The organism is Streptomyces sp. NPDC051105, assembly GCF_040682795.1.
In the GTDB taxonomy this organism is placed as follows: domain Bacteria; phylum Actinomycetota; class Actinomycetes; order Streptomycetales; family Streptomycetaceae; genus Streptomyces.
The window spans coordinates 248,181-271,448 of record NZ_JBFBBR010000012.1 but is presented as its reverse complement, the minus strand read 5'-3'; the positions used below and the strand labels follow the sequence as shown (position 1 = coordinate 271,448).

Genomic DNA, 23,268 nt, shown 5'->3' with positions numbered 1-23,268 from the left:
AGGCCTCCGATGAGCCGTCTCCTCTCGCCGCTCACCCTCCGCGGCACGACCTTCCCAAACCGGGCCTGGGTGGCCCCCATGTGCCAGTACAGCTCGGTCGACGGCTATCCGCAGGACTGGCATCTGGTGCATCTCGGCTCCCTGGCACGCGGCGGGTCCGGCCTGGTCATGCAGGAGGCCACGGCAGTGGAACCTGAGGGCCGGATCACCCCTTCCGACGCCGGCATCTGGGATGACGGGCAGGCCGCCGCGTACAAGCGGATTACCGACTTCGTCCACGGGCAGGGGCCATTGCCGGCATCCAGATCTCCCATGCCGGCCGCAAGGCGTCGACGGCACCGCCCTGGGAGGGTGACGTGTACGTCGAACCGGAGGACGGAGGATGGCAGACGGTCGCACCGTCACCGCTGCCCTTCGGCGACTGGCCTACCCCGCGGGAACTCGGCGCGGACGACATCCGCGCTCTGGTCCGGGCCTTCGGCGAGGCCGCCGCGCGGGCGCTGGCCGCCGGCTTCGAGGTCCTGGAGATCCACGCCGCGCACGGCTATCTGCTGCACCAGTTCCTGTCACCGCTGTCCAACCACCGCAGCGACGAGTACGGAGGCGATCTCGACGGGCGCAGCCGTTTCCTGGTCCAGGTCACCGACGCCGTACGGGCGCAGTGGCCGGAGGATCACCGCGCCGGAGCAGGCCGACCAGATCCTCGTGGACCGCTCGGCCGACGCGATCATGCTCGCGCGCGAACTGCTGCGCAATCCGACCTGGCCGCTCCGCGCGGCCCATGTGCTCGGTGACGACGTCCCGTGGCCGAAGCAGTACCAGCGTGGCCGCCCACGTCATCGCTGAGGCCGTCGTCGCCCGAGCACCCGGGAATTCGTCATAAGACAATGAGGTTTCCCCCGATATGAGCGATCAATGGATCAATGCCGCTTTTCCCGCGCCCCAGGGCGAGTCGATGCGGGCGCTGCTCGCGGCCGACCGTGTGGGCACGCTGCACCAGATATCCGCCCTTAGCCGTGAGTTCGAAGGGATCGTCGAGGCGAACGCGTTGGTGGCCATTGACGACGAGCACGACCCGGAGGGGGCGAGCACGGCCTTCGAGCGGGCGCACGTCGCCGCTCTGCTGTCCCAGGCGCGCGAGCATCTGAACGATCTCGATGGCGCCCTGGAACGGCTGGAGAGAGGCGACTACGGGCGCTGCGAGCAATGCGGTGAGCCGATCCCGACGGAGCGCCTCGAAGTTCGCCCGGCGGCGAAAACATGCGTGCGTTGCGCGTCCATAGCTCGTTGGAGGGCGCACAGTTGAGGGCGCGACATGTCGTCCTGCCCCAATTCGGCGTTGCGACTACCATCCGGATGCTGCGCGAGCACGACGAGGAGACGGCTGCGCTTGAGCCCGCGAGCTGACCTCCGGCTCAGCCGTTGGCGTCGTTTCCCAGCGCCTGGTTTCCCTGCCGCAGGCGCGCCGGGACCTGGGCACTACACGGCTGCGGTCCCTCTCCGTGACTACGGGTGGAGCTTCTCGCCCTTCGCCAGCATGGCTACGTACTTCTCTATCCGGCGCGCCCGGGTCTCGGGTTTCTTGGCGTCTTGGACGCGGTACAGGATCGCGTAGCGGTTCTGCCGGTCCAGTGTCTCGAAGAACTCCGCTGCGGCCGGGTCGGCGGTCAGGGCCGCCGTGAGGTCGTCCGGCACCGTGGCGGTCTTCGCGCCGTCGTAGGCCGCCTCCCAGCGGCCGTCTGCCTTGGCGCGGTCGACCTCGGCCTGCCCCGCGGGATGCATCCGGCCCTGCTCGATCAGGGCGGCCGCCTTGTCCCGGTTGACCTTGGACCACTTGCTGCGCGGCTTGCGCGGGGTGAACCGCTGGAGCCACCACTGGTCGTCGAACTTGGCCTTCTGGCCGTCGATCCAGCCGTAGCAGAGTGCCACGTCGAGCGCCTGGGCGTAGTCCAGCGCGACGATTCCGGGGCCCTTCCTGCGAAGCCTGAGCCAGATGCCGGACGAGACGGCGTGGTTCTCGCCGAGCCATGCCTGGAATGCCTCGGCGGATTCGAATGCGACGGTCTCCAAGTCCTGAGTCACCCCGACAGCGAACCACACCCGGCCGGTTGCCATGACGCGTTCGGGCACGGTCCCGGATGCAGGATGCCCCCCGTGGACCTGCGTGATCATCTCTGTTCTCGACGCAGAACGATCATCCAGGAGCCACGGGCCTGCGCAACGATACGACGTTGCTGCTCGACCTCGACGGGGTGTCCGTCGCGCGGGTGGAGCGGCTGGACGGCAGAAGGCGCCGAGGTCACCTGGTCACGGCCGACGAGACAGCCAGGGCCTGCCCGGCCTGCGGAGTGTTCGGAGTGTTCGGCACACTCTGCGGTGCCCCGGCTGCGCGATCTCCCTTACGGCGAGAGCGGATTGGAGTTCCGCCGGCACGATCGCCGCTGGAGGTGCCGCGAGGCGGCTGCCCTCGCCGGTCCTTCACCGAGCAGATCCCGCAGATCCCGGCCGGTGCCAGGCTGACCGCCCGGCTGCGGGGTGCGGCCGGGCGCCGCGTAGGGGATGCCGACTCCACTGTCATCCAGGCCGCGCGGGATGCTGCATCTGCGGCCCGGCCGACTGTGATGGGAGCAGTCCGCACGCAGGCCCGCAACGTCACCGAGGCACCTCTGCCGCAGGTCGCAGTCCTGGGCATCGACGAGACCCGGCGCGGACGGCCTCGCTGGGAACGGGAACCGCGCACCCTGGCAACGCGTGAACTGCCGCGATCACGGGTTCGTCTCCTCGTGCAGGCCTTCCAGTGGGTCCTTGAGCAGACGGACTGGTTCTGCGAGTGCGTCCTCGTAGCGGTTGCGGGCGAAAACATAGGGCCCCATGGCAAGTTCGCCCCACTCCTTGCGGAAGGGCTGTCGGAACGATGACCAGGTGACGGTCGTCGGAGTAGTGGTGATGAGTGCCAGTAGGGGCCAGCAGCCCCAGATGCCGCAGGAGCAGCCAAGAACCGGGGTGGTACCGGCTGCGTCGGCGAACTCCGGGGCTGGATCCCCGAGAAAATGGCGCATGCGGTCGTCGACCTCCGGGACAGGAAGGCCGTCGTGCTGAGACAGCAGAAAGCGTTCCTGCTCCGACGGAGTCTCCTCGTCGTGTTCCCGGCTCCACAGGGCGCGGGTGGCGTCGGCGACGTGAACGCGCAGATCCGTGCCGTCGATCCGGACGCCCCATAGAAGGAGGGAGGAGTGTTCGGAGCGTGGGTAGTGCAGGAATTCGATGCTCGGCATGGCCGCCATCCTGATGGGCGAGGACTGCCGGCGCGACCGGTTTTGGTCGCTGCAGTGGCGCCTTCGGCCCGAACCCGCTTGCGGCGTCGGCGACCGGAACGGCTCAAGGTGAACGCGTGCCGTCGCGCGGCCAGTTCGTCTCGAACCGGGGAAGAGCGGCCCTCCAAGGGCTCTCAGTAGAACCCCTGGTCGCGCCAGGGAGCGCTGTCGGGCAGGCCGACCGGTAGTGAGCCGGTCGCGACCATGCGCGCGGTGGAACCGTCGTACGGAATGCCTCAGCGCTTTGCCGGTCAGCTTCGACGGGCTGCCGGTACAGCGGGCTCGCCGAGGCGTCCGGCCGCCGTCCTCCATGCGGCCGTCACCGCGCCGTGGGCCTGTGCGGTACACGCTGCCCGGTCACCGGTCAGTGTGATCGGCGCCCCGACGTGGACGTACAGGGACGGGCGGCGCAGTGGCGCGGTGACCAGCCCTGCGATCTGCTTGCCGGTCCCGCCCGAGGTGATGCGCCGGGCTCCTGCCTGGCCGACGGGTACGACGGGGGCGCCGGTGCGTTCGGCCAGCCGCGCCAGGCCGCTGCGGAAGGCGGCGGGCGCGGCTTCGGCGGCGTCCGTGCGGAGCGGGAGTCTGCCTTCGCCGTAGATGAGGACCATGCGTCCTTCGCCCAGGGCGGCTGCGGAGAGATCAAGGCAGCGAGCAGCATGGCGGTCGTTGCGGTGTACCGGGATGTGGCCCTCGCGGGCGAGCGCGCGGCCCAGCAGGGGGACGCGCCACAGGCCCGCGGCCGCCATGACGGCCGGCTCGGCGCCCAGGCGGCGCAGCGCGGCGAGAACGATGGCCGGATCGGCGAGGGAGGTGTGGTTGGCGACGATGATGCTGCCAGGCGCGAAGGCGGCACCGGCGTCGGCGGTCACGGTGAGTCGGCCGACGGCCGGCAACAGGACGTCGGCAAGGCGGCTGAGCATGAGGTCTCCCGGTCTCAATGACGAGACCTTCATCTTTGAGGGCCAGCGGGGGGGGGCGGGGCGTGAGCGCATCTACTCAGCTCCACCGGTGCCCGGTACTCAACCCGGGCGGCATCATTCCCGATGAACTGCGCCTTTGCCCTGGAAGTCGCCCAATCGGTGTGGTCGGTGTGGTCGGGGCCGCCCCTCAAGGCGGCCCCCGAACCGGTCGACGGCAAGTGGTCGGCCGGCGAACGGGAAGGGCGGGCCGGCGCTGGGCAGCGATGGCGACGCCCACGGATCTGAGTCTCATGGAGGTCTCTGCGGATGCGTGAGGAGGGGAGCCTGCAGGGAGCCCGGCAGGGTGCACCAAGAGCGCTGCGGGCTCGCTTAGTTCATGACTTGATTTAACTCATGAGTTCCGGCGCTCGGCAAGCCTTCTGAAGCTGAAATCTTTCCGGGTCCTCTTCTGCCGGATCCCTTGACACCTTGATGACATGCCCTCAACACTCCTCGGCGGGAGAGCGCTCTCCCGAACGTCCCCCGGCGCCCCCACGTCGGCTCGCCTGACGTCACGTCATGGGGACTCCCGGCGACGACCTCTGACACCCCCACCGTTCAGGAGGAGGTCTCCATGCCACGGAGATCGAAAGGCCTGTCAGCCACGCTGATCACCGGCGCGCTCCTGCTGACCTCGCTCGGCCTCGGCGGCGTCGCCGTCAGCGCCGGGCCGCCCGCACCGCACAGCGCGGCCGCGCAGTCGTTCGCGGCCACCCACTCCGGTCATGCGATGGCCGCGTCCACGGCCAACTCCCCGGAGGATCCGGACGGCGACGGCTACATCCCCGCCAACCCGCCCGTCACCGGCGTGACGCCGTCCACCCAGGACCCGCCGCACCGCTACTTCCACGAGTTCCAGGCCAACTGCTCGGTCACCCACACCAGGCCGGACGACCCCATCGTCTACCCGCAGCAGCCGGGCAAGTCCCACGACCACACCTTCATGGGCAACACGACGACCGACGCCAACAGCACGACCGCCTCGCTGTCGGCCGGCGGCACCACGTGCAAGGCCCCCGGCGACCTGTCCGGCTACTGGATGCCCACCCTCTACAACGGCGACCAGCAGATCCTGCCCGTCGGCCCGCAGGTCATCTACTACAAGGCCGGCGTCACCGACTACACCAGCGTCCGGCCCTTCCCCAAGGGCCTGCGCTTCGTCGTCGGCAGCCCCATGCAGAGCGCCGACGATTTCCGGCACCACCCCGGCTTCGTCGAGGGCTGGGAGTGCGGTGACAGCTACTTCAACACCGAGTTCCCCGCGACCTGCCCCGACCGCGCGGACGTCCAGCTCAACATCCGGTTCCAGGCGCCCAGTTGCTGGGACGGCAAGTATCTCGACACCCCCGACCACAAGAGCCACATGGCCTACCCCGTGGTCAAGCCCGGCACGAACGACACCATGTGCCCGGCAGACCACCCGGTGGCGCTGCCGATGATCGAGTTCAAGATGGCCTTCCCGGTCAACGGCGACATGTCGAAGGTGCGACTGTCCAGCGGAGCGGGTCACAGCTTCCACTACGACTTCTTCAACGCCTGGGACTCCCCCACGCTCAAGGCCCTGGTCGACCACTGCGTCGTCGGCGGGCTCCAGTGCGACGCGCGCGGCTACGACGAGACCCACCCGGAGGCGGGCGCCGCGCTCGACGAGCACTACCGACTGCCTTGAGGAGTTCGCGCATGACCCCACGACCCCGCACCCGCACGCTCACCCGCACGCGCCGTATCGCGGCACCCCTCACCGCCGGCGTACTGGCCGCCGGATTCCTCGCCGCTCTGCCCGCCGCCCAGGCCCACGCCGCGGGCAGTGTCGTCAAGGTCACCGGGAGCCAGGGCGCCTGGCAGCTGACGGTGGACGGGCAGCAGTACCAGATCAAGGGCCTGACCTGGGGCCCGAGCGTCGCGGACGCCGAGAAGTACCTGCCGGACCTCCAGTCCATGGGCGTCAACACGATCCGCACCTGGGGCACCGACGCCACCAGCAAGCCGCTGTTCGACTCCGCGGCCGCCCACGGCATCAAGGTCGTCGCGGGCTTCTGGCTGCAGCCGGGCGGCGGACCCGGCAGCGGCGGCTGCGTCAACTACCTGACCGACACGGCCTACAGGAACCAAGTGCTCGACGAGTTCCCCAAGTGGGTCCAGACCTACAAGGACAACCCCGGCGTGCTCATGTGGGACGTCGGCAACGAGTCGGTACTCGGGCTGCAGAACTGCTACAGCGGCGACGAACTGGGGAGACAGCGCGACGCCTACACCACCCTCGTCAACGACATCACCAAGAGGATCCACGCAGTCGACCCCAACCACCCGGTCACGTCCACCGACGCCTGGGTCGGCGCCTGGCCCTACTTCAAGAAGAACGCGCCGGACCTCGACCTGTACGCCGTGAACTCCTACAACGCGGTCTGCGACATCAAGTCCGCCTGGCAGCAGGGGGGTTACACCAAGCCCTACATCGTCACCGAGACCGGGCCGGCCGGCGAGTGGGAGGTCCCCGACGACGCCAACGGCGTCCCGTCGGAGCCCTCCGACCAGGCCAAGGCCGACGGCTACACGCGGGCCTGGGGCTGCGTCACCGGGCACAAGGGGGTCGCGCTCGGCGCCACGATGTTCCACTACGGCACCGAGTACGACTTCGGCGGCATCTGGTTCAACCTGCTCCCCGCCGGCCAGAAGCGCCTGTCGTACTACGCCGTGAAGAAGGCCTACGGCGGCGACACCAGCCACGACAACACCCCGCCCGTCATCTCCGAGCTGACCGTGGAGGGCGGCGCGGGCCAGGTGCAGGCCGGACATGACCTCGTCCTGGCCGTGAAGGCCACCGACCCCGACGGCGACCGGATCTCCTACGAGGTCCTCGACAACAGCAACTACATCGACCAGAGCAAGAACCTGGCCTCGCTGCCCTCCACCGACCTCGGCGGCGGCCGCCTCAGGATCACCGCGCCCGACCGCCCCGGCGTCTGGAAGGTCTACGTCAAGGCGACGGACGGCCGGGGCAACGTCGGCGTCGAGACCCGCTCGATCCGCGTCGTCCCGCCGATTCCGTCCGGCACCAATGTGGCACGGGGCAAACCCGCCACCGCCTCGTCCTACCAGGCGAGTTACGGCGACTGCCCGTGCACCGCGGCCAACGCGGTCGACGGCGATCAGGCCACGCGCTGGGCCAGTGACTGGAGCGACCCCCAGTGGCTCCAGGTCGACCTCGGCACCCGCACCACGTTCCGGCACGTCCAGCTGTCCTGGGAGGCCTCGTACGCCAAGGCCTACACCATCCAGACCTCCGACGACGGCCAGACCTGGCAGACCGTACACACCGTGTCCGACGGCAACGGCGGGATCGACGACTTCGACGTCACCGGGACCGGCCGCTACGTCCGCGTCAACGGCACGGCGCGGGGCACCGGTTGGGGCTACTCGCTCTACGAGTTCGGCGTCTACGCCTGACGGACGTACCTCTCCCGGAGTGCACGCCCCGCTCCGGGAGAGCGCTCTATTTCCTGATTCGCAGGTCCATTAGGGTGCCTGCATGAGCAGAAGGGCCCCGACTCTGGAGGACGTCGCCCGGGAGGCCGGTGTCTCCCGGGCGACCGTGTCCCGGGTCGTCAACGGCATCCGCAACGTGGATCCCGAGATACAGGAGGTGGTCCGCGGGGCCATCGAGCGGACGGGTTACGCGCCCAACCGGGCCGCCCGTTCCCTGGTGATCCGGCGGGCCGAGACCGTCGCCCTGGTGATGTCCGGCGCCGGGGACACCAGCGACGCCGGCCAGGACGCCTTCGCCGCGTCGGTGTTCGCAGACCCTTTCTTCGGACGGGTCGTCAGCGGGATCGTCGGCTTCCTGCGCCCTCGCTCGATGCACCCTGTCCTCATGTTCGCCGAGTCCGCCCAGGCACGCGAGGAGGTGCTGACCTACCTGCGTCAGGGCCGTGCCGACGGCGCCCTCGTGGTCTCCACCCACGCGGACGACCCGCTGCCCGCCCTTCTCGCCGACGCCCGGCTTCCCGCCGTGCTCTTCGCTCGTCCCTCCCGTCCGGTCCCGCTCAGCTACGTGGACCTGGCGCACCGGGACGGCGGGCGCCTCGCCGCGGAGCACCTCCTCGCGCGTGGCTGTCGACGACCCGCCACCGTCTGCGGCCCCCTGGACGTGGCGGCGAGCCAGGAGCGTCTTGCCGGGTTCCGTGACACGCTCGCCCGCCACGGCCATCCCTACGTCCCGGTCGCCGAGGGCGGGTTCACGCTGGACAGCGGTCTCGCGGCCATGTCGGACCTGCTGGACCGCCACCCCGACACGGACGGTGTGTTCGCCGCCAACGACCTCATGGCGCAGGGCGCCTGCCAGGTCGTACGGGAGCGCGGACGCCGAGTCCCCGAGGACGTCGCGGTCGTCGGCTTCGACGACTCCAGCATCGCCGTGACCTGCCGGCCCCGGCTGACCACGATCCGCCAGCCGGTGGAGGACATGGCGGCGGAGATGGCCCGCCTGCTCGACGAGCACATCCACGGCGGCCGCACCGATGCGACGTCCGTCATCTTCGACCCGGAGCTGGTGATCCGCGACTCGGCCTAGCGGTGCTCTTCGGACAGGTCGGCGACGCGGCCGGCTGGAGTCCCCGCCCGCCGATGCCGGACACCCCTGATCTACACCTGGCGAACGGAAGACATACCGAATCGACGTCGCCCGTGCCACCGGCGACTGCCCCGGCGTGACGGAGCGCTTCAGTCGGCCGACGAGTTTTTCGGACTCGTGTCTGGGCGGTGTATCCCTGCTGTGACCTGGAAGCTCATCAGCGATCGGCTCAGGCCCAGGGCGCACAGGTCATCGGCCCAGCGCATGCGCAGTCGGTCGATGTCGTCCAGGATCAGCGCGTGGAGGTCGAAGGCGCCCTCGATCATGTTCGGATCGAGAGAGTGGTGGGGGTCGAGCCAGGTGTCCTCGCATGCCGCTGTGACGGCGCAGACCGTGGCGGCTTTGCCGTGGTTGCCTGAGCCGCTGACCCTGATTCCCGAGAGTGTCGGGTCGTCCTGCTCCCCCTGAGCCGGCCCTGAGCCGCCGCCGACTCCGTACCCTGGCGGCATGCGCATGCGCCCCACCCTGAGCTGGACCCCCGCTGCGGATCTGCCGCCGGGGACCACCGACCTGCAACCGGTCGTCGACGCGCTGAGCACCGGCGGTGTGCTGGTGCTCAGCGGCGCGGGCATCTCCACGGAGTCAGGCATCCCGGACTACCGGGGCAAAGGCGGGAGCCTGACCCGGCACACCCCGATGACCTACCAGGACTTCACCGGCAGCGCCCACGCACGGCGCCGCTACTGGGCGCGCAGCCACCTCGGCTGGCGCACCTTCGGCCGGGCCCTCCCCAACGCCGGGCACCGGGCCGTGGCCGCTTACGCACGGCACGCCCACGTCTCGGGTGTGATCACCCAGAACGTCGACGGCCTGCACCAGGCCGCCGGCAGCGAGGGCGTCGTGGAACTCCACGGCAGCCTCGACCGGGTCGTCTGCCTCTCCTGCGGCGCCTTCAGCCCGCGCCGCGAACTCGCCCGGCGGCTGGAGGCCGAGAACCCCGGCTTCGACCCGGTGGCCGCCGGGATCAACCCGGATGGTGACGCCGACCTCACCGACGCGCAGGTCGGGGATTTCCGCATCGTGCCCTGCGCCGACTGCGGCGGCGTACTCAAACCAGATGTGGTGTTCTTCGGCGAGGCGGTTCCGCCACAGCGCGTCGAGCACTGCCGACGGCTGGTCCGTGAAGCGTCCTCACTGCTGGTCCTGGGATCGTCATTGACGGTGATGTCCGGGCTCCGGTTCGTCCGCCAGGCGCACCAGGAGGGAAAGCCGGTGTTGATCGTCAACCAGGACCCGACCCGGGGCGACCCGCACGCCCTCACCCGGGTCGCGCTCCCCCTGGGACCGGCCCTGACCACCGTGGCCCACCGGCTGGGCATCCCGTTCGGCGGCGGGCCTGCGGACTGAGGCGCCCTCCGGCGCGGATATCCGCCGGCGTCGTGGCCAGCGAAGAGCGCGTTGATGAAGATGATGTCGGCGCCGGTGAAGCGGGCGCCGCGGAACTCGCCTTGCCAGGCGACGAGGGCCGACTCGTCGGCCGGCGGATCGGGCGCATAGGGCATCCTCAGGTAGCCGCACAGCACGTCGATACAGGTCTGACGCTCCTGGCGCCACTCGTCGGCGAGCCGGGCCATGGCATACGCACCCGCCATCCGGGCCGCTGGTTGATCCGCCCCGAGCTGATCGGCTGCGGCCCCGAACCGGTCGGTGAAGGACCTGCCATGCTCACGCTCCTCACGCACCTCATTGAGGTGCTGGCGCCGGTAGCCGACGACCAGAGCCACGACACCGCAGTTCCGGCAACGACCGCCAATGCGATCTTGATGCCGTCGTAAATGTCTCCGGGCTTGAGTGGTCCGGCTACGTGCAGCCGAGGCGTACCCAGAAGCAGCCAGAGCGCGGCCGCGACGATGCCGACTGGAAGGCGGAAAGCAACAGCACGACAGCAACGTGCAGGCTCAGCGACCACCGCATCACGCTTCGAGGATCTGGACCTGAACGCTCGCCCCTGGTCACCATGCCTTCAGCCTAGGACCGGCCTCACGATCAAGTAATGGCGTCCGATTGAATTTCCGCTTCGGCCGACCGCGACTTCCACAGGCCACCATCAGCACGGTGCTTGCGCCTCACGAGGATGACCTTCGGCCTGCAGCTCGAACCACATGGTCTTGCCGGTGGCGGTCCGGACGCTACCCCAGGCGTCCGCGAGCAGGTCGAGGAGCTCGATGCCCCGGCCGTTCTCGGCGTCCGGGTCGGCCGGGCCGCGCGCGGGGCTGGTGGACTCCGTGTCCTCGACCTCGCACAGCAGGCGGGAATCGCGCAACTGCAGGTTGAGCCGGAGCGGACCGCGCGTGTGACGCAGAGCATTGGTGACCAGTTCACTGACGAGTAGCTCAGCGGTGTCGGCGAGATCACCGACAGCCCAGTCGCTCAGTTGCGCGGTCACCAGACGTCGGGCTTGGCGCACGGAGGTCAGTTCCCGCTGCAGGGGCCAGGAGGCATCCCAGGCGGTGGCACAGCCACGTGGTGCGTCCAACGGCCGCAGCGGTGCGAGCAGGCGGGACCACAGAGCCCACTGCCGGGCGAGCCGCGACGGCGCAGCGGCACGAGAGGGCCGCCCGCCCCGCTGAAAGGCGGCGACGCGGTAGCCGATGACCCAGGTGGCCACGGGGATCAGTCCCTTCACTGACGACCGGCCGGTCGGCCGGTGAAAGGGCCAGGCGCACGCCAGGCCACTGCACGTAGCAGTCGCTACATCTCAAATATAGACGTAGCCCCCGCTACAGTAAATACCGCAACAAAGACTAAATAACCGACATCACGGAATGCTCGATCACGCTCACCCAGGAGCCTGCACATGCCTCGCCCACCCGATCCGGCCAAGCGACGCGACCTTCTCGACCGGATCCGCGAGTACGTCGTGCGCAACGGCGTCGCGGACCTGTCCCTGCGACCTCTGGCCAAGGCCCTGGGCACCAGCGACCGCATGCTCCTGTACTACTTCGGCACCAAGGAACGAATGGTCGCCGAGGCCCTCGACGTCTACGAGCGTCGGCCCCTGCTGCGCACCCGCGCACTACTGGAAGCCACCGGCCCGCCCGCGAGCCCCGCAGACCTCCGCCGCTTCGTGGAGGAGGTGTGGCGACAATTCAGCGACCCCCACGTACGCGCCACGTTCCCTCTCTACTTCGAGATCATGAGCGCCAGCGTGCTTCACCCCGGCCGCTACGGGCACGTCATGCGCGACATCGTCACCGAATGGAACCTCCTGTACACCTCCGTATTCCGCGACCTCGGCATGACCGAAGAGCGGGCGCGCACACAGGCCACCCTCCTGACCGACGCCTCCCTCGGCCTGCTGATCGCCCCGTTGGCCGACGGCCACTGGGACCGGGCCCACAAAGCCTTCCACGCCCTCCTCGACTGCCTGGAACCCGGATGGCAGACCACGGCGTGACACCTCTCCGCAGGCGCACTCCGCCCCGGCTCGCGGGATCTGGCGCGCCATCGTGCGCATCACCTACGGCGGCAGGGCCGACCAGCGCACCATCGGCGTACCGGCGGGACGGGACGGTGTCCTGGCGCGCCGGCCGCGGGCCGGGCCGCCCTCACGTCCGGCAGTGGTGGTAAGCGGCACATGCGGACAGAATTGTGGTCAGTAGGACCGCACGCTCACAGCCATGCGGCGCAAGGCCGGTGTCCCGCCCACGGAAGGTGGAAGACATGCGGCACTACGATCTCGTCATCCTGGGGGCAGGCAGCGGCAACATGCTGCTGTCCGAGGAATTCGATCGCCTGCGGACCGCCATCGTCGAACCGGACCGTTTCGGCGGCACGTGTCTGAACCGGGGGTGCATACCGAGCAAGATGTTCGTCGTCGCCGCGGACGCCGCCGAGGGCGCGCGGGCGGCGCGGCGCCTCGGAGTCCACGCGAGCGTCGCGCACGTGGACTGGAAGTCCGTCCGGGACCGCGTGTTCGACCGCATCGATCCGCTGCACGAGAGTGCGGTGGAGTACCGCAGAGGACAGGGCGTCGACGTCTTCACCGAGACTGCCCGCTTCGTCGCCCCGAAGGTGCTGGAGGTCGGGACGGAGCGGATCACCGCCGAGACGTTCGTCGTCGCGGTCGGGTCGAGGCCGGTGGTGCCGGACATCCCCGGCCTCGACACCGTCGCCTTCCACACCTCGGACACGATCATGCGGATCGACGCCCTGCCCGCGTCCATGCTGGTGCTCGGCGGCGGCTTCATCGCGGCCGAGTTCGGCCACGTCTTCGCTTCGTTCGGCGTGGACGTCACGATCGTGCAGCGCGGGCCACGCCTGCTCATGGCGGAGGACGAGCAGGTGTCGCAGCGCTTCACCGAACTCGCCTCACAGCGGCACCGTGTGCTGCTCGGCGCCGAGATCACCTGGCTCGCACCGAAGGGCGACGGTGTGGCGGCGGTGGTGGCGGGTCCGGACGGTGAGCACGCCGTCGAGGCCGACATGCTGCTGGTGTGCGTCGGCCGCAGGCCCAACACCGACCGGCTGCGGGCCGTCGACGGCGGGCTGGAGCTGGACGAACACGGTCACATCGTCACCGACGACGCCTACCGCACGTCCGTGCCCGGGGTGTGGGCACTCGGCGACGCGGTGAACCACTTCCAGCTCAAGCACGTCGCGAACGCCGAGTCGCGGGTGGTGCGGCACAACATCCTCCATCCGCGGGACGTGCGGACGCTGCCGAACAGGGTGGCGCCGCACGCGGTGTTCACCAGTCCGCAGATCGCCAGTGTCGGTCTCACGGAACAGGAGGCGCGGCGCCGCGGCATCGACCGCTTGGTGAGCGTTCGCGACTACGCCCAGACCGCCTACGGATGGGCCCTGGAGGACACCACCAGTTTCGTCAAACTCCTCGCGAGTCCGGCCGATCGCATGCTCCTGGGCGCGCACATCATCGGGCCCCAGGCCGCGACGCTCATCCAGCCCCTGATCCAGGCCATGTCCCTGGGACTGACGGTGGACCGGATCGGGCACGACGTCCTGTACATCCACCCGGCTCTGACGGAGGCCGTCGAGCAGGCGCTGCTGGACCTGTAGTCAGCCCTGGCGGAGGGGAGGCACCGAGGGAGCACCGTCCGGAGCGGACGCCCACCCCGGCGGACGCGTGCCCGGCAACGGACCTGGTGCCGAGATCCACCGTCACCACGGTCGCGCCCCGAGAACCGCACGGCACGCGACCTGTATCTGCGGGACCCGCGCGGCCCCCGGCATGGCGTGGCCGGCGGCCTCGGCCATCGCTCGCGAGGCCGGACCGCCGTGACCGTACGGCCCCCGCGCGAGGGGGGAGCCGGGTCCGGCGGTGACGGCGAGGACGACGATCAGGCGGCGACGTCGAGGACGACGCGGAACCGCGCCTTGCCGGAGAGCATCCGCTCGTAGGCGTCCATGGCCCGCTCGAAGGGCATCGTCTCGATGGCGGGGCGGATGCCGTGGGCCAGGGTGAAGCCGAGGTTGTCCTCGTTCTCGATCGACGAGCCGGTCAGGCTGCCGACGATGCTCCGGGTACCGAAGATCAGGTCGGCGGTGGACACCGACAGCGGGTCGGGCGCGGCACCCACGACGACGAGCTTCCCACCGGGGGCCAGACCGCGCAGCAGCGGGTTCATGGACGCGCCGCTCGACGCCGTGGCGACGACGAGCGAGGCGCCGCCCAGGTCGGCCAGCGCCGAGCCGGGGTCGGTCTCCGAGCTGTCGATGTACTCGTGAGCGCCCAGCTCACGGGCGAGCGGCTCCTTGTCCTTGCCGCGAGCGACGGCGACGACCCGGTATCCGAGGCTGCGCGCGTACTGCAGGGCGAGGTGTCCCAGGCCGCCGATGCCCTGCACGGCCACCAGACTGCCCGCCCGGACGGAGTCCTGCTGGAGCGCCGAGAAGGTGGTCAGTCCGGCGCACAGCAGCGGGGCGGCCTCGGCCGCGGACATGCCGTCGGGGATGCGGACCAGTCCGCTGGCACGCGCGTAGGTCACCTCGGCGTAGCCGCCGTCGATGTTCGTGCCGGTCTGCCCCTGGTCGAGGCAGTTGACGAAGTCGCCCCGGCGGCACGGCTCGCACTCCCCGCAGTGTCCGTTCAGGAAGCCGACCCCGACGCGGTCGCCGGGGTGCCAGGCGGTGACGCCGGGCCCCACGGCGTCGATCACGCCGACGATCTCGTGGCCGGGCACGATCGGACTCGACGGGTCGGCACGCAGGCCCTCCACGGCGAGGACGTCGGTGTGGCAGACGCCGCAGGTGTGCACCCGGAGCCGGACGTGTCCGGGCGCCGGGTCGATCAGCTCGCGCTCGACCAGCTGGAGGTTGTGGACTCCGGTGGCCTCGAAGGCTCGGTAGGTGGTGGACATGGAGGGCTCCTTGGTACCGCCCGGCCGGCACGGGCCGGCGGGGTTCGGTGTGGCGATGTCACTTTCAATATGACCAGTCGTCTTAGACGGCGTCAAGCCCGGCCGGGCAAGCACACGGGCCCCGCGACCCCGGCTTGACAGCGCCTAAGACGACCGGACATATTGAGGGGGAGGTGATCAGAATGGCACGCGCATCGAAGCGCGAGGAGATCGCGCAGGCGGCACTGGAGCAGTTCCGCACCCGGGGCTTCAACGCCACCGGCATCAGCGACATCACCTCGGCCGCCGGCGCCCCGAAGGGTTCTTTCTACAACCACTTCGCGAGCAAAGAGGACTGCGCTCTGGAGGCGCTCGACCGCTATGCCGCCGGTCTGCGCTTCGACATGCTCGACACGGCCGGGCGTCCTCCGCTGGAACGGCTCCGGACGCACTTCGAGTTCATGGGCTCGGACACGATGGACAGCGGCTTCGTCCGCGGATGCCTGGTCGGCAATTTCGGCGCCGAGGTGGCCGACCACTCCGACGAGATCCGCTCGGCGGTCCAGCGCGGCTTCCAGCAGTGGGCCTCGCACATCGAGCGCGTGCTTGCCGAGGCCCAGGAATCGGGCGAGGTCAGCGCCTCGCTCGACGTGCCGGCGACCGCGCTCTTCGTCCTCAGCGCCTGGGAAGGTGCCCTGATCGCGGCCCGCGCCGACAAGTCCTCCTCCCCCATCGACGCGTTCTTCCACATGGTGTTCGACGTCGTGCTGCGCTGAGCCTGCCCGTCATCGTCACGGCTGCTCCGGCGGGGCGCTACTCGTCGTCGCCGTCTCGCCGTCCGCCTACGACCGTGGGCGACTACTCCAGATGACGCTGCGCTGCTCGCATGCGAAGTCGGATCCGACGGGGTCTTCTCCGCCACGCTCAGCGGTAACGGTTCGGCACAGTACAAACCCTGATCCGCTCCTGGATCGCAGGACGACAGGCAGATGGATCTCTCTGCCGGACGGGCTGGTTCCGGAGAATCCGAGAATCTCCTCGGCCTCGGCCATGCTCGCGGAGCAGAGCTCGATCGACTTGTAGTGCTGGACCAACTGCATGGCACTCACACCTTCGAAACGCAGGTCCAGGCATACGGTATCCACGCTGTCGGGAACGGCCCGAAGGAGCAGTTGAGAATGGCCGACCCCATAACGCCAGACCCTGAAGGTCCGATCGGATTTGAACATGACGACGGAACGCGCGCCACTCTTCGAACTCGTGCCATTATTCGAAGGGGTTGGCATCTCCCTTTACCTCCCTCAAGCCAGGTGTCCCATCCCACACCTGCGGAGACTGACCCATTTTGCAGAGCTCCCGGTTCGTCAGTATTTCGAAGCCGCTCGAATCGACCGTCCTCCCTACAGGCCGCACCGACAGGTCCGTCGAGGGCCGATGAGGAGCTGACACAGATGGGACATCCCGTCCCGGGACGGGAACCGGCCCAGGTACCGGCACCGACTCCTACCGCCTCGCCTCGCCACCAGCCCAGCCCAGCCCCAGCCGAGAACACCGCCAGTCGGCCTGTCCCGTCGTTTCCCATGCCCCGCTTCGAGACGGGCTACCCCGATGACCAGGGAACGCTCCTCTGGATGACGGCCGGGCGGACATCGACAAGATCGAAGCCGTCCTCGCGGCGCAGGAGGTGTTGGACCTGGCCCAGGCCGGAGTCGCGGACGAACCCGACCCACCCTTGTGTGGTCGCGTGTCGAAGAAGCCACCCGACGACGTCCATCGTCACCCCGAAATCGTCCTCGTGGACGCAGGTCCGGACCGTCAGGGCCCACGGTTCGCCGCCGTCCGTGTTCGGCCTGTCCACGGCACGGACCAGCAGGGAGACATCGGCCCCGTCGAACGAGTGGCTCGCCGAGCCACCGGCGAAGGCCTGCCAAGGACCGCCCCATGACTCCCAGTCGGTCGACTTCAACTCTGTCGGCACGTCCCCCTGCCCGAGGAGCCACCTCAGTTCCAGAAGTACCGGCTCGGGCAGGTCCGGCGGCAGGTCCACCGCCAGGAACAGGTCGTAGTAGTCACTCACACCAGGGACCCTAGCCCCAGCCGGTGACAGCGCCTCGCGGGCCTGGCGGCCCCCCCATCCGGGAGAGAACAACCAGCACCGCACGGTCCGCTCCCGAATACTGAAGCTCGCAGGTGTCGACTCGGGGATTGAGTGGCTGACGGTCGAGCAGATCGCCCGCCTGATCGACGCCACGCGCCACGCGCGGGACCACTTCCTGGTGCTCCTGCTGTGGTGCACCGGCATGCGGATCGGCGAGGCGCTCGGGCTGCGCCGTGAGGACATGCACCTCCTGGCCGACTCGCAGGCCTTCGCATGGGCTACTTCAAGGTGTCGATGGAGAAACGCCGCAAGGCCGTCGAGACGATGCGCAAGCACGTCGTCGACCGCTCCGGCAACCCCACACCGACCGCGTCCGCGACCGCGTACGAAGCGCGCTCGGTCGCCGTACCGTTCGGCAACTGCACCGAGCCGTCGAACGTGAAGGCCGGCGGCGGGCGTTGCCCGATCTGCTTCCAGTGCTCCGGGTGCGCCTTTTACCGGCCCGACCCTTCCTTCCTCCCTGCGGTCGAGGACCACATCCGGGCCCTCAAGGCCGACCGCGAGATGGCCAGGGCCTTGGGGACCGCGGAGTTCGTCGTCCGCAACTTCACCGATCAGATCGACTCCTTCCAGAACGTCGTCGCCAGCATCCGCCGCCAACTTGAAGCGATACCCGACGATGAACGCCGCCACCTCGAAGAGGCGTCCGCAGTCCTGCGGAAGGTCCGCGCCGCAGCACCTCCACCTGTCCTGCCCGTCCCCTCCATCCCTGCCCGGAGAAGCACCGATGAGTGAGTCCCGCACCCCCGCCCAGGTCCTGCGCGAGACCCGGCAGAAGGACTCACGCGACAAGCGCGCCCGCGTCCTGTCGGTCGTCGACCAGATGCTCGCCGACAACGAGCCGGTCACTTTTACTGGCGGGGCCCGCGCCGCGAAAGTCTCCCACTGGCTCGTCTACGCCGAAGGTGTGCGCGAGCACGTTGAGGCGGCCCGCCGTCGCCAGGACCGCGCGGCGACAAATTACGCGCGCGCTGGCGCCAAGGCGCCGGCCTGGTGGAAGGTCGAGCAGCAACTTCTGCGGGAGGACAACCGACGCCTACGCGAAGAGGTCGAGCGCCTGGGTAGCGCTGTCCGGCGCAGCCTCGGTCAGCAGGTCGAGCAATTCGGCACCGCCGACCTCGGCGCCCGCGTCGACGAGCTCACTGCCGACAAGCAGCAGTTGGAGGGCGACCTCGCACAGGCGCTAGCCCGCGTCGACGAACTGACCGGACAGCTCAGCGAAACGCAGGACGACCTGGCGGCGGCCCGCGCCAGCCTACGGCGCATGATCCGCTCCGAGGACCAGAACTGACTGCACGGGCAGTGGCAGACCGAAGTCTGCCACTGCCCCGGGACGGCGACAGCTTCACCCGGATTCCGCTGACGTGGTTCGGTCAGGTTGTCAAAGGAATGCTGCGAACGGGAAGTTGGCCTCGGTGCCGGCGAAGTCCGAGGGTCGGGTGTTTCAGCTCGGCCGAGAACAAAATCTCGACCCGGTGCTCCTTCGCGGGGTCGTACTCGATCAACACTGCCAGCGGGTGATCACCAACGAGTGGGTGATGCTTGGTACTCCGGAAGCGCCAGCGGAGCTGAGATTGGTTCTCCCCGTAGCCCTGCACGATCCAGTCGTAACCTGTGGCGGAGCCTCCTAGCGGATGCTGCACCCCAGCGCCGAACAGCCCTGCGTTGAACGAGAAAGATACGGTGGAAGGTACCGAGTTCACCGGCCGTGTCCGTTCCCCGGGATCGATACGACGGCCGATGGCCCTGGGGGGTGTCTCACCTTCCGTCCTGAGGGACAGTGCAAGTTTACCCTTTTCCATGATCCACGAACTGTCCGGTTCCTCGGGGTGAAAAGAGCACACCATGGCGAGTAGCCGGAACGTACGCGCATGGGCGAGTCCCTCAGCGTAGGAACACCACTCTGGGAAAGCGTAAGGCTCGGCTACGGGCAGGATGTCCTGGCCGAATGACAGCCTGTGCGCCAGTTGTTGGGCGGTGGGCGTGCCGAGGGTCCGCTCTGGGACAAGTTCGACGTCCTGCAGGGGAATGGTCCAGCCGTCTGTGTTGGTCACATCGCCTCCAGCGTGGTGTGGTGCCAGCCTTGAAGAAATGTGAAGGCGCCCCAGTCCCGGTAGTCGGGGCAGCAGGCCCGTGTGGCGAATTGGGCCCCGCGGAAGGCCTCCAGAGGTGTCGAGCCCCGCGCGATGCGCTGGTGCACCTCTCCGAAGAAGTGCGTCGCAGGCTCGGGTCTTACAGGCCACAGGCAGCCGATGATTGCCTGCGCTCCGGCGAGGAGCAGCGCCGCTGGCATGCCGCGCAGGTTGTCGTTGATGTCGTAGCGGCCCAGCGCGGACTCGCAGGAGGCGAGCGTGACGAGCCGGACCCCTCGGAGGTCGGTCGCGAGGATGTCCTGTGCGAATACCCGGCCGTCGTCGTCCTCGTCCGGGCTCAGGTAGAGGCAGTGAAACCAGGGCGCTGCCGCGTCCTGCGTGCCGTGGGCCGCGATGTGAACCACGTCCGCCGTAGACAGCTCTTCGAGCAGTCTCTGCCGCGTGGCAGCCGGACCCACGACCGCCGATGCGCCGATCAGGTCAGCGATATCGGCCGCGTGCTCCTCTAGAACAGTCTCGCGGGTCAGTCCGAACGCCTCACCGCCACTGGCTGCGGCCAGGACTGCGGTTCGGGGCGGGCGGCGTGCCGCAGAGCCCCGTGGGGAGGACGTGCCTAGCCCGCCGATCAGCGACACCGTGAAGTCGTCGGCAACAAGCCGCGCCTCGGGGCCGTACGTGAGCAAATGGAACGGAAGGTAGTGCAGGGGCCCATGCGCCCAGATACGTAGGTGGTCCTTGCCCTGTTCGCGCCACTCCTCCAGCCATTGGGGCGGGATCAGCGGACGTGCCAGCAGGTCCGCCGCCTCCGGTGTGACATGATCAAACTGAGGATCGTCAGTTACCTCGACCCGTATCTTGTCCACCGTGTCAGCCAAGAGGTGGTCGTGCGGTGGCGGCATCCTCTCGTCTCCATCATGGCCTTCAGCGCCTGAGTTTCGGGTGCTGGGGCCAGAATGTACGAACGCGCCGGTTACCGATTCCTGCGTGATCGCGAGGACGGCATAGTCGGTTTCGAATCCGGGCGTCGCCGGAACGAACCAGCTGAGGAACACCGTTTGACCGTCCAGGCTCTCTTGCACGCGGTCCCAGTCGGTCTCCGCGTAGGAGCCGTTGACACCAGCCTGCACTAGCACCCGGTTGATCATGTCGTCGATGTGGCGCCTGACGTTCTGCTCGATCTCGGCCCCAGTCCGCCCCGGCGCGATCTCCTGGTCGGACAACGGCACAAGAAGGTCTCCCAGCGACGTGCCCGGCAGGCCGACGTCGTAGTCACCCTCGTTCGAGGCATAGGGGCCGGCCTCTCCGCGATCAGCGATCGCCCGCAACCGCGTCAGTTGATGCATGACGGCCTCCGGCATCTCGAAGGGTTCCCGGATGCCGTACCACTGGGAGAACGTGGCGCCCTTGGCCGCGTGATGCAGCGCCATCAATGCTGCTAAGGACACCCCTTCCGCTTCCATGGAGGCGCGCAGTGTGGTGGCGTGCACGACGTCCCGGCAGATCCGGGCGAGTGCTCGGTCCCGGATCGGGTAGATCACGGGCGTGGTTGCCGCGACAGCCGATGCGACGGCGGGGAAATCGTCGTCGGAGGAATCCTGGACGTGCTCCAGCACCTGAATTAAACAGGCCCGAGCCAGCCCGTACAGACCGAGCAGCGAGTACTTCTGTGCCGCCTGGCACAGAAGGAATCCGGGGCCCTGCATGTCCAGGTCGCCCCGCGGCGTCTGGGGAAGCGCCGGGCACGTTGTGGCCGCCTGGTAGTGCAGGTCGGCGTAGAGCAGGGAGTAACTGTGGCCGAGGGTGCGTATCGACTCGAAGGGAGGCAGCAGACGCAGGCCGAGTTCCGTCTGGCCCTCGGCCAGGGCGTGTGCAGCGAGATGTGTCCGCGCCGCCGCCTCGCGGCGTGTCCTGTGAGAGGAGGACAGAAAGCGCGGCCTGGAGGAGAAGAGCCGGCCTGCTAGGGCGTCGAGATCGGCTCCTCGGGGCGGACATGGGGTGCTGTCGTCGGGGAGGCAGTGCAGTCTGGCTTCCAGTTCCTGCCGGACGTGGGCGTCCGACAGCGGTTCCGGCAGTTCGTCGGACCAGGGCAGCATCCGGTGCAGCAGATCCCGCTCCCCCAGAGCACGCGCCATCTCGATACCTTGGGACAGGAGGGCGCGGGTGCCCGGTTCGCCGTAGGCGTCCACGACAGACTCCAGCGGACGTGCGAAGAGACCAGCAACGGCACCCGAAGGCATGTCCTCCAGCAGCCGGGCGAGGAACAGGTCGACAACCGGCCCTTCCGCACCGCGAAAACAAGATCGGGCTTCCCCCGCGAGAGCCCGGATCTGCTCTCCCGACAGGGAGTACGGCTGGTCTCGCGGAATCCCAGCCTGGATGCGCAGAACAAGCGCACGCGCGCGTGCCCGGCCCTGGGTGGTCTGCAGCGCCTCATCCAGGAAGGCGTTCGCGTCGGATATGTGCGTCCTGATGTCGGGCGGCTGAAGACCGTCCTCCTGGGCCAGGTACGCCTGCGACACCAGCTCGGCGGTCGTGCAAGGCAGGCCGCTACGTGCGTACTGGTCGCCACCTAGATGAAGCGGGCCGAGCAGAGCGAGCCGCAGCTCGGCCGCCGCGATCAGCGCGTCGTCGAGGGGCTCAATGAGGTGCTGTGACCGAAGGAACGCAACGCGCCGCCGGGCCAACTCGTCCGCCTCCTCGAACGCCGCCCTATCGCCGGTGACGGACACCAGATGAGCGGCGGCCTCAACGGCGGGGGCAGCGGCGGCCAGCCAAAGCGGCGAGCCTTCCGGTCCTCCTCGGGCGTCGGCGATCTCTACGAGCAGGCACAAGTAGTAGTAGTGCTCCCGCAAAGCGTGCTCCAGCGGCATGGGGCCGCTGGGCAGGGTCACGGCAGCGATCTCCCTGTCCGTCATCTCCCGCAGCAGCTCCCTCGGGTCGTCCCCGGGGCGCATCGTCAGCGAACCACTCATCAGAGTGCGCGCTGAGTCGCCACCAGGTACCGCTGGTGGATTGGGCCGGTTGTCGGCTTTCCGCTGCTCGAAAGTGATCCAGCCAACTTGGCGCGCACGAGACTTCGCCTGATCCAGTGTCAAGACCCGGTCGGCCACGAGCTCAGCCAGTTCCACGAGGGCGTCGGCTGGCGCTCGGACGAGGGTGAGTGGAGGCGGAGTGTCTTCCTCCAGAAGGGCAAGACCCGAGTCTGGCTCCGCTGGCACCGCAGACTCGACGAACTCGATCATGCCGCCGTGCAGCAGACCATGGGTCGCCAGTCCAGTCAGCGCATCCGCCAAGTCGGCGCCAGACCCGGCTGGATAGTCTTTGAGGAAGTCGGTGACCAACAGCAGGACACGCCCTGCGGTCACAGCCGTCTCCCGCCAGCCGGGCGGCAGCGGCGGTACAGCCCCGTGGCAGAACCGGGGATTGACCGGCGAGGTGACGTACAGCTCCTCCATCACCGGGTCCAGCCGGGCCGCCCAGCCGGGCGGCGCCTCAAGGGTGAACATCTCGCGTCCCATTGCCGGTATACGCGGGAGTCTTCCTTCGTACGCCTGCATGAGCATGCTGGGCGAGCGGCCGCTCACTGGCGCGACGGACCACTGCACCGGAGTGCCCACCACGAGGCCCGCGCAGGTCGCGCCGTCGATCTTCGACATGGTCGCGATGACTCGAGTCTCTTGTGACTTGCGCATGCCCCCCGACTCCCCCCATGGCGCCGTGCAACCCCCTGGCGGCACCGCGTAGGTCTGGCTTTCCCTCGTGAAGCCGGTCTACGCCCCGTGCACCATTTTGAGGCTTAATGATTGATATGG

General features: G+C 68.9%; 20 protein-coding genes and 2 pseudogenes. 13 read left to right on the top strand and 9 right to left on the bottom strand.

All coding sequences use genetic code 11. The features are described 5' to 3' along the window. The first annotated feature begins 9 nt into the window (after nucleotides 1-9). Both AB0N16_RS28635 and AB0N16_RS28630 read left to right on the top strand, forming a co-directional pair. Nucleotides 10-846, top strand: a pseudogene (locus AB0N16_RS28635) (hypothetical protein). A gap of 58 nt (nucleotides 847-904) precedes the next feature. Further along, entirely contained in the window at nucleotides 905-1,306 is a 402-nt protein-coding gene (locus tag AB0N16_RS28630) for a TraR/DksA C4-type zinc finger protein (protein ID WP_365801560.1), read from the top strand. A gap of 200 nt (nucleotides 1,307-1,506) precedes the next feature. Here AB0N16_RS28630 and AB0N16_RS28625 read toward each other — a convergent pair whose 3' ends face one another. The 3 genes from AB0N16_RS28625 to AB0N16_RS28615 form a co-directional block, all read right to left on the bottom strand. Further along, nucleotides 1,507-2,115 carry a YdeI/OmpD-associated family protein gene (locus AB0N16_RS28625; protein WP_365801592.1) on the bottom strand — a complete coding sequence of 203 codons (609 nt, stop codon included), beginning with the start codon at nucleotides 2,113-2,115 and terminating at the stop codon, nucleotides 1,507-1,509. 650 nt (nucleotides 2,116-2,765) lie between these two features. Beyond that, on the bottom strand, nucleotides 2,766-3,275 hold the full coding sequence (locus AB0N16_RS28620) for a hypothetical protein (RefSeq protein ID WP_365801558.1): 510 nt from the start codon (nucleotides 3,273-3,275) through the stop codon (nucleotides 2,766-2,768). A 290-nt stretch (nucleotides 3,276-3,565) separates the two neighbouring features. Next, nucleotides 3,566-4,237, bottom strand: coding sequence for a lysophospholipid acyltransferase family protein (locus AB0N16_RS28615; RefSeq protein WP_365801556.1), 672 nt, complete (start codon nucleotides 4,235-4,237; stop codon nucleotides 3,566-3,568). A gap of 613 nt (nucleotides 4,238-4,850) precedes the next feature. Here AB0N16_RS28615 and AB0N16_RS28610 point away from each other — a divergent pair. The 3 genes from AB0N16_RS28610 (at nucleotide 4,851) to AB0N16_RS28600 (ending at nucleotide 8,846) form a co-directional block, all read left to right on the top strand. Then, nucleotides 4,851-5,945 (top strand): DUF1996 domain-containing protein, encoded by a 1,095-nt coding sequence (locus tag AB0N16_RS28610; protein ID WP_365801554.1) that lies wholly within the window; start codon nucleotides 4,851-4,853, stop codon nucleotides 5,943-5,945. An 11-nt stretch (nucleotides 5,946-5,956) separates the two neighbouring features. Continuing rightward, nucleotides 5,957-7,723: a discoidin domain-containing protein gene (locus tag AB0N16_RS28605; protein WP_365801552.1), complete on the top strand. Its 1,767-nt coding sequence runs from the start codon at nucleotides 5,957-5,959 to the stop codon at nucleotides 7,721-7,723. Between the two features lie 82 nt (nucleotides 7,724-7,805). After that, a complete protein-coding gene (locus tag AB0N16_RS28600; RefSeq protein WP_365801550.1) occupies nucleotides 7,806-8,846 on the top strand; it encodes a LacI family DNA-binding transcriptional regulator in 1,041 nt (346 codons plus the stop codon). Between the two features lie 149 nt (nucleotides 8,847-8,995). On the opposite strand, the gene AB0N16_RS28595 is transcribed toward AB0N16_RS28600, so the two are convergent. Then, entirely contained in the window at nucleotides 8,996-9,361 is a 366-nt protein-coding gene (locus tag AB0N16_RS28595) for a hypothetical protein (RefSeq protein WP_365801548.1), read from the bottom strand. On the opposite strand from AB0N16_RS28595, the gene AB0N16_RS28590 reads away from it, so the two are divergent. Beyond that, nucleotides 9,354-10,253 (top strand): NAD-dependent protein deacetylase, encoded by a 900-nt coding sequence (locus AB0N16_RS28590; protein WP_365801546.1) that lies wholly within the window; start codon nucleotides 9,354-9,356, stop codon nucleotides 10,251-10,253. The two genes, AB0N16_RS28595 and AB0N16_RS28590, sit on opposite strands and share 8 nt — an antisense overlap. Nucleotides 10,254-10,285: 32 nt before the next feature. Then, nucleotides 10,286-10,681, top strand: coding sequence for a hypothetical protein (locus AB0N16_RS28585; protein ID WP_365801544.1), 396 nt, complete (start codon nucleotides 10,286-10,288; stop codon nucleotides 10,679-10,681). Between the two features lie 272 nt (nucleotides 10,682-10,953). Here the strand turns inward: AB0N16_RS28585 and AB0N16_RS28580 are convergent, their stop codons facing one another. Beyond that, nucleotides 10,954-11,514 carry an ATP-binding protein gene (locus AB0N16_RS28580; RefSeq protein WP_365801543.1) on the bottom strand — a complete coding sequence of 187 codons (561 nt, stop codon included), beginning with the start codon at nucleotides 11,512-11,514 and terminating at the stop codon, nucleotides 10,954-10,956. Nucleotides 11,515-11,703: 189 nt separating this feature from the next. On the opposite strand from AB0N16_RS28580, the gene AB0N16_RS28575 reads away from it, so the two are divergent. Next, the gene (locus AB0N16_RS28575; RefSeq protein ID WP_365801541.1) at nucleotides 11,704-12,303 is read left to right on the top strand and encodes a TetR/AcrR family transcriptional regulator; all 600 of its coding nucleotides are present in this window, start codon (nucleotides 11,704-11,706) and stop codon (nucleotides 12,301-12,303) included. A gap of 266 nt (nucleotides 12,304-12,569) precedes the next feature. Continuing rightward, nucleotides 12,570-13,925, top strand: coding sequence for a mycothione reductase (locus tag AB0N16_RS28570; RefSeq protein ID WP_365801539.1), 1,356 nt, complete (start codon nucleotides 12,570-12,572; stop codon nucleotides 13,923-13,925). Nucleotides 13,926-14,206: 281 nt separating this feature from the next. Here the strand turns inward: AB0N16_RS28570 and AB0N16_RS28565 are convergent, their stop codons facing one another. Beyond that, nucleotides 14,207-15,226, bottom strand: coding sequence for an alcohol dehydrogenase catalytic domain-containing protein (locus AB0N16_RS28565; protein ID WP_365801537.1), 1,020 nt, complete (start codon nucleotides 15,224-15,226; stop codon nucleotides 14,207-14,209). Between the two features lie 182 nt (nucleotides 15,227-15,408). Between AB0N16_RS28565 and AB0N16_RS28560 the strand changes: the two genes are divergently transcribed. Further along, on the top strand, nucleotides 15,409-15,981 hold the full coding sequence (locus tag AB0N16_RS28560) for a TetR family transcriptional regulator C-terminal domain-containing protein (RefSeq protein ID WP_365801535.1): 573 nt from the start codon (nucleotides 15,409-15,411) through the stop codon (nucleotides 15,979-15,981). Between the two features lie 824 nt (nucleotides 15,982-16,805). On the opposite strand, the gene AB0N16_RS28555 is transcribed toward AB0N16_RS28560, so the two are convergent. After that, on the bottom strand, nucleotides 16,806-17,282 hold the full coding sequence (locus tag AB0N16_RS28555; protein ID WP_365801533.1) for a hypothetical protein: 477 nt from the start codon (nucleotides 17,280-17,282) through the stop codon (nucleotides 16,806-16,808). A gap of 97 nt (nucleotides 17,283-17,379) precedes the next feature. On the opposite strand from AB0N16_RS28555, the pseudogene AB0N16_RS28550 reads away from it, so the two are divergent. From AB0N16_RS28550 to AB0N16_RS28540, 3 genes and pseudogenes are all read left to right on the top strand, one after another. Further along, nucleotides 17,380-17,541 (top strand): annotated as a pseudogene (locus AB0N16_RS28550) (tyrosine-type recombinase/integrase); the annotation flags it as partial. A gap of 35 nt (nucleotides 17,542-17,576) precedes the next feature. Continuing rightward, nucleotides 17,577-18,098 carry a hypothetical protein gene (locus AB0N16_RS28545; protein WP_365801531.1) on the top strand — a complete coding sequence of 174 codons (522 nt, stop codon included), beginning with the start codon at nucleotides 17,577-17,579 and terminating at the stop codon, nucleotides 18,096-18,098. After that, nucleotides 18,091-18,654 (top strand): DUF6262 family protein, encoded by a 564-nt coding sequence (locus AB0N16_RS28540; RefSeq protein ID WP_365801529.1) that lies wholly within the window; start codon nucleotides 18,091-18,093, stop codon nucleotides 18,652-18,654. Before AB0N16_RS28545 ends, AB0N16_RS28540 begins: the two co-directional genes overlap by 8 nt. A gap of 82 nt (nucleotides 18,655-18,736) precedes the next feature. Here AB0N16_RS28540 and AB0N16_RS28535 read toward each other — a convergent pair whose 3' ends face one another. Together AB0N16_RS28535 and AB0N16_RS28530 are read right to left on the bottom strand one after the other, a co-directional pair. Further along, on the bottom strand, nucleotides 18,737-19,417 hold the full coding sequence (locus AB0N16_RS28535) for a hypothetical protein (RefSeq protein ID WP_365801527.1): 681 nt from the start codon (nucleotides 19,415-19,417) through the stop codon (nucleotides 18,737-18,739). After that, nucleotides 19,414-23,148 carry a CHAT domain-containing protein gene (locus AB0N16_RS28530; protein ID WP_365801525.1) on the bottom strand — a complete coding sequence of 1,245 codons (3,735 nt, stop codon included), beginning with the start codon at nucleotides 23,146-23,148 and terminating at the stop codon, nucleotides 19,414-19,416. The genes AB0N16_RS28535 and AB0N16_RS28530 overlap by 4 nt, the downstream gene beginning before the upstream one ends. Nucleotides 23,149-23,268 lie beyond the last annotated feature (120 nt).

Excerpts from the sequence above, each read along its gene's own strand:
- AB0N16_RS28630 (WP_365801560.1), top strand. The coding sequence starts at position 905 with ATGAGCGATCAATGGATCAATGCCGCTTTTCCCGCGCCCCAGGGCGAG.
- AB0N16_RS28625 (WP_365801592.1), bottom strand. The coding sequence starts at position 2,115 with ATGGCAACCGGCCGGGTGTGGTTCGCTGTCGGGGTGACTCAGGACTTG.
- AB0N16_RS28620 (WP_365801558.1), bottom strand. The coding sequence starts at position 3,275 with ATGCCGAGCATCGAATTCCTGCACTACCCACGCTCCGAACACTCCTCC.
- AB0N16_RS28615 (WP_365801556.1), bottom strand. The coding sequence starts at position 4,237 with ATGCTCAGCCGCCTTGCCGACGTCCTGTTGCCGGCCGTCGGCCGACTC.
- AB0N16_RS28610 (WP_365801554.1), top strand. The coding sequence starts at position 4,851 with ATGCCACGGAGATCGAAAGGCCTGTCAGCCACGCTGATCACCGGCGCG.
- AB0N16_RS28605 (WP_365801552.1), top strand. The coding sequence starts at position 5,957 with ATGACCCCACGACCCCGCACCCGCACGCTCACCCGCACGCGCCGTATC.
- AB0N16_RS28600 (WP_365801550.1), top strand. The coding sequence starts at position 7,806 with ATGAGCAGAAGGGCCCCGACTCTGGAGGACGTCGCCCGGGAGGCCGGT.
- AB0N16_RS28590 (WP_365801546.1), top strand. The coding sequence starts at position 9,354 with ATGCGCATGCGCCCCACCCTGAGCTGGACCCCCGCTGCGGATCTGCCG.
- AB0N16_RS28595 (WP_365801548.1), bottom strand. The coding sequence starts at position 9,361 with ATGCGCATGCCGCCAGGGTACGGAGTCGGCGGCGGCTCAGGGCCGGCT.
- AB0N16_RS28575 (WP_365801541.1), top strand. The coding sequence starts at position 11,704 with ATGCCTCGCCCACCCGATCCGGCCAAGCGACGCGACCTTCTCGACCGG.
- AB0N16_RS28570 (WP_365801539.1), top strand. The coding sequence starts at position 12,570 with ATGCGGCACTACGATCTCGTCATCCTGGGGGCAGGCAGCGGCAACATG.
- AB0N16_RS28565 (WP_365801537.1), bottom strand. The coding sequence starts at position 15,226 with ATGTCCACCACCTACCGAGCCTTCGAGGCCACCGGAGTCCACAACCTC.
- AB0N16_RS28560 (WP_365801535.1), top strand. The coding sequence starts at position 15,409 with ATGGCACGCGCATCGAAGCGCGAGGAGATCGCGCAGGCGGCACTGGAG.
- AB0N16_RS28545 (WP_365801531.1), top strand. The coding sequence starts at position 17,577 with ATGGGCTACTTCAAGGTGTCGATGGAGAAACGCCGCAAGGCCGTCGAG.
- AB0N16_RS28540 (WP_365801529.1), top strand. The coding sequence starts at position 18,091 with ATGAGTGAGTCCCGCACCCCCGCCCAGGTCCTGCGCGAGACCCGGCAG.
- AB0N16_RS28530 (WP_365801525.1), bottom strand. The coding sequence starts at position 23,148 with ATGCGCAAGTCACAAGAGACTCGAGTCATCGCGACCATGTCGAAGATC.